The organism is Cellulomonas jepli, from assembly GCF_047229345.1.
Lineage (GTDB): Bacteria > Actinomycetota > Actinomycetes > Actinomycetales > Cellulomonadaceae > Cellulomonas_A.
Genome location: NZ_JBFTER010000179.1, coordinates 1 through 4,123, shown reverse-complemented (window position 1 = coordinate 4,123; position 4,123 = coordinate 1). Strand labels below are relative to the sequence as shown.

Genomic DNA, 4,123 nt, shown 5'->3' with positions numbered 1-4,123 from the left:
GGCTGCCGGCGGGCGGCTCGCCGTCGAACGGCCCGCCAGCGGACGGCTCGCCAGCGGACGGCTCGCCGGCGGACGCGGTCCCGGCCGGCGCCCTGCCGGCGGGCACCCTCGCCACGGTCCCCCCGGCCGTGCACGCCGTGGCCGGCGACGCGGGCCGGCGAGCGGAGACCGTGCGGTTCCTCATGGTGCTGGGCGAGGCGCTGATCGACTCGAGCGTCCCCGTCGCGCAGGTCACCGAGACCCTCGAACGCGTCGCCGCGGTCAACGGCGCGCCCGACGTCGAGATCGTCGCCCTGCCCACCGCGCTGCTCGTGTCCGTGCCGGGCGAGGTCCACCCCCAGACGGCGGCGTCGTCCACCGGGGTGCGCCAGCTGCGCCTGCACCAGGTCCAGGACGTGCTCGAGGTCGCCGAGCTCGCCGAGCGCGGCGACCTGACGCCCGCCGAGGGGACGGCGCGCGTGCGGGCCGCGGTCGACGCACCGCCGCTCTACCGCGGGCCGGTGCGCGTGCTCGGGTACATGGGGGTGTCGGCCGGCCTCGCGATGATCCTCGGGGGGAGCCTCGTCGACGTCCTCGCCGCGGCGGCGCTCGGGACCGTGATCGCCGGGGCGGTCGTGGCGGGCACGCGCGTCGCGGGGGCGTACCAGGCGCTGCTGGTGCTGGGGTGCGCGTTCGTCGTGTCCGTCGGGGTGTTCCTGCTCTCCCGCACCGGGGCGGACGTCGGCATGCTCGCGCCGCTCGTCGCGCCGCTCGTGAGCTTCCTGCCGGGCGCGCTGCTCACGACCGCCGCGATCGACCTCGCGACGCGGCAGATGGTCGCCGGCTCGGCCCGGCTCGCGGCGGGCGGCATGCAGCTCGTGCTGCTCGCGCTCGGCATCACCACGGCGGCCGCGCTCGTGGGGGTCCCCGCGTCCGACGTCGGGTCCGCGCCGTACCACCCGCTGGGCTGGGCGGGACCGTGGGTCGGGGTCGTCGTGTACGGCGTCGGCGTCGTGTTCCACAACTGCGCGCGGCGGTCGACGCTGCCGTGGGTCCTGCTCGTGCTGACCGTCGCGTACGCGGGTCAGGTCGTCGGCGGGCTGTTCTTCGGCGGCGTGTTCTCCGCGTTCGTCGGCGCCCTGCTCATGACGCTCGTCGCGATGTACGCCTCGACCCGCCCGACCGGCCCCCCGACGCTCGTGGGCTTCCTGCCCGGCTTCTGGCTGCTCGTGCCGGGGGCGCTGGGGCTCGTCGGGGTCACGTCGATCCTCGGCGACGACACGCGCGCGCTCGCGACGGTCGTCACGGCCGCCACCACGATGGTCGCGATCTCGCTCGGCGTGCTCGCGGGGCTCGCGCTCGGCACGGCTCTGCGGCACCGCGGCGGGGTGCTCACGCGCAGCTGAGCGACCCCGCGGCGACGGCGCCCGGCGCCGGGTCGGCCGCGGCGCAGCACCCCCTGCCTCCCGCCCGCGGCGTGACCGGCGTGGCCACCCTGCGGCGCCGGACCGGCCACCCCGGCCCGGCGCCGCGCGGGTCAGCCCAGCAGCTCGGGCAGCGCGGGCGCGTCGTCCCCGCTGAGCCCCAGGACGTGCTGCGCGAGGAACGCCTCGACGACCTGGTACCAGACGACCGCGTGCTGCGGCGAGAGGATCCAGTGGTTCTCGTCGGGGTAGTACAGGAACCGGTGCGGCGTCACGCCGTCGTCGTCCGCGGGCAGCCCCGAGTGCGCGACGAGCTCGTACCAGAGCCGCAGCCCCTCGCCGATCGGGACCCGGTAGTCCTTGTCGCCGTGGATCACGAGCATCGGGGTGACGATCTGCTCGACGAACCGGTGCGGGGAGTTCTCGAGCGCCATCTCGTCGGTCATCTCGCGCGCCCAGTAGTACGCGGCGTCGGTCGTGGGGCCGAACTGGTCGAGCGCCCACAGGCTCGCGTGCGTGACGACCGCGCGGAACCGGTCGGTGTGCCCCGCGACCCAGTTCGCCATGTACCCGCCGAACGAGCCGCCCATCGCGGCGGTGCGCGTCTCGTCGATGTCGGGGCGGGCCTCGGCCGCGTCGGTCGCCGCCATGAGGTCGGTGTACGGCGCGGAGCCCCACGAGCCCCAGCCGCGCTGCACGAACTCCTGGCCGTACCCGGTGGACAGCGCCGGGTCGGGCAGCAGGACGGCGTACCCCTGCGCGACGAGCAGCCACGGGTTCCAGCGCCACGACCACGCGTTCCACGAGCCGAGCGGGCCGCCGTGGATCCACAGCAGCAGCGACGCCGGGTGCTCGGCCGACGCACCCTCGGGCAGCGCGAGCCACGACCGGACGCGCACGCCGTCGGCCGCGGTGGTCTCGACGTCCTCGAGCCTGCCGGGCAGGGCGGGGGGCGCCGCCGGGCTGCGCAGCGCGGTGGCCGCGACGGGTGCGCCCGACGCGAGCGCCGCGGCGAGGTCGACCCGCACCGGGTGCGCGGGGGCGAGGTAGGACGCCCGCAGCGCGTAGAGCGTGGCGCCGTCGGGGCTCACCTGCAGGTCGGTGAACGCGGCGTCGTCGCTCGTCACGCGCGTCACCGAGCCGGAGCCCAGGTCCACGTGGAAGACCGGCGCACGCCCGTCGTCGTCGGCCACCACGAGGAGGCCGCTCGAGTCCGGGAGCCACGTCGCGCCGTGGGGCCAGCGGTCCCAGTCCGCCGCGAGGGTGCGAGGCTCGCCCGAGCCGTCGAGCGCCACGACCTGGAGCGACACGGCGGGCGCGCGGTGCGGGGTCGAGATCGTCTCGCGCTCGTACGCGACCCAGCGCCCGTCGGGCGAGACGACCGGGGAGCCGAGGTCGGCGGCGTCGTCGTCCAGGAGCACCCGCCGCTCACCGGTCGCGACGTCGATCGCGACGAGCCGGCTGCGGACCGCGCCGCGGGCCTGGGGCACCGACCAGCCCGTGACGACCGTGCGGCCGTCGGGCGACAGCGCGTACCCCTGCTCGACGAGCGCGGCCGCCGCGCCCGGCGTCAGGTCCCGCAGCTCGGGGCGTTCGTCGGGCACGCCCGCGTGCAGCTCCTCGAGGCCCGAGACGTCGTCGGCGCCCACGTCGCTCGTCGCCGCCGCAGGCAGCGTCGCCGCGAACAGGTGCGGGGTCGCCGGGCCGAGGTCGTGGTCCCAGTACCGGACCGGGTAGGTCGAGTGCAGGATCGCCGCGACCTTCTTCTCCTTGCGGGCCTTGCGCAGCCGGTCGTCCTCGGCCCCGTCGACCGCGCGCGGCAGGACGTCGGAGCCGACGAGGACGACCGGCGCGTCCGCGGCGACCTTGATGCCGCCGAGGCCCGCTCCGCGTGCTGCCACGACGCGGGCCTCGCCGCCGCGTGCGGGGAGCAGCCACAGCGCGGGCGCGGGCTCGTCGTCGGCGCCCTCCTGCGGGTCCGGGTCGGGGCGCGCGCTCGTGAACAGCAGGTCGCCGGTGGGCGTGAACGCCGCGCCCGACTCGCCCTTCGCGCTGCGGGTCAGCCGCCGGGCGGGCTCGCGACCCTCCGGGTCGACCTCCCACAGCGCGGTCAGGTAGGTCGTGCCCTTCGGGTCGAGCCGCGCGACCGAGGTCACGAGGCGTGAGCCGTCGCGCGAGAGCGCGAGGCCCGACACGCGCGGGAGCGCGACGTACGCGTCGAGGTCGTGGAACGGGGTGGCGGGGGCCGGCGGGGCGTCGGGCGCGGGTGTCGCGTCGGGCGCGCCGGAGCCGGTGCTGGTGTCGGTGGTCACCCTCAGTGGTCTATCACCCACCCGCCGGTCCGTGCGGGCAACCGGGGCGGCGCGCCCTCGCGACCGCCCGCCGCGACCGGTCCGACCGGCCCCTCAGCGACCTCGGGAGTCCTGGTCCGCGAGCCGCGTGAGCATCGCGTTGTACTCGTCCATCTCGCTGTCGCCGTCCCGGTCGACCGCACGGTCGCGGCGCTTCGCGACCCGCTCCTCCGAGCGCGACCACGCGACGATCACCGCGATCGCCAGCACCAGCGTCGGCAGCTCCCCGATGCCCCACGCGACACCGCCGCCGCGCTGCTGGTCCGCGAGCGCCGGCGGCCCCCACTCGCGACCGAGCAGCCCGAACCAGTCGGCCACGAGCAGCGCCTCGCCGCTCATGAGCGCGACGCCGAAGAACGCGTGGAACGC

General features: G+C 76.9%; 3 protein-coding genes. 1 reads left to right on the top strand and 2 read right to left on the bottom strand.

Annotation, left to right across the window (positions count from 1 at the left end; all coding sequences use genetic code 11):
* Window positions 1-1,385: threonine/serine exporter family protein (locus AB6N24_RS22775; RefSeq protein ID WP_412871637.1), on the top strand; the 1,385-nt coding region annotated here is incomplete at its 5' end.
* 131 nt (window positions 1,386-1,516) lie between these two features.
* Here the strand turns inward: AB6N24_RS22775 and AB6N24_RS22770 are convergent.
* Window positions 1,517-3,715, bottom strand: coding sequence for a S9 family peptidase (locus AB6N24_RS22770; RefSeq protein ID WP_412871636.1), 2,199 nt, complete (start codon window positions 3,713-3,715; stop codon window positions 1,517-1,519).
* 93 nt (window positions 3,716-3,808) lie between these two features.
* A partial coding sequence (locus AB6N24_RS22765) for a cytochrome c oxidase assembly protein (RefSeq protein WP_412871635.1) occupies window positions 3,809-4,123 on the bottom strand: 315 nt, incomplete at its 5' end.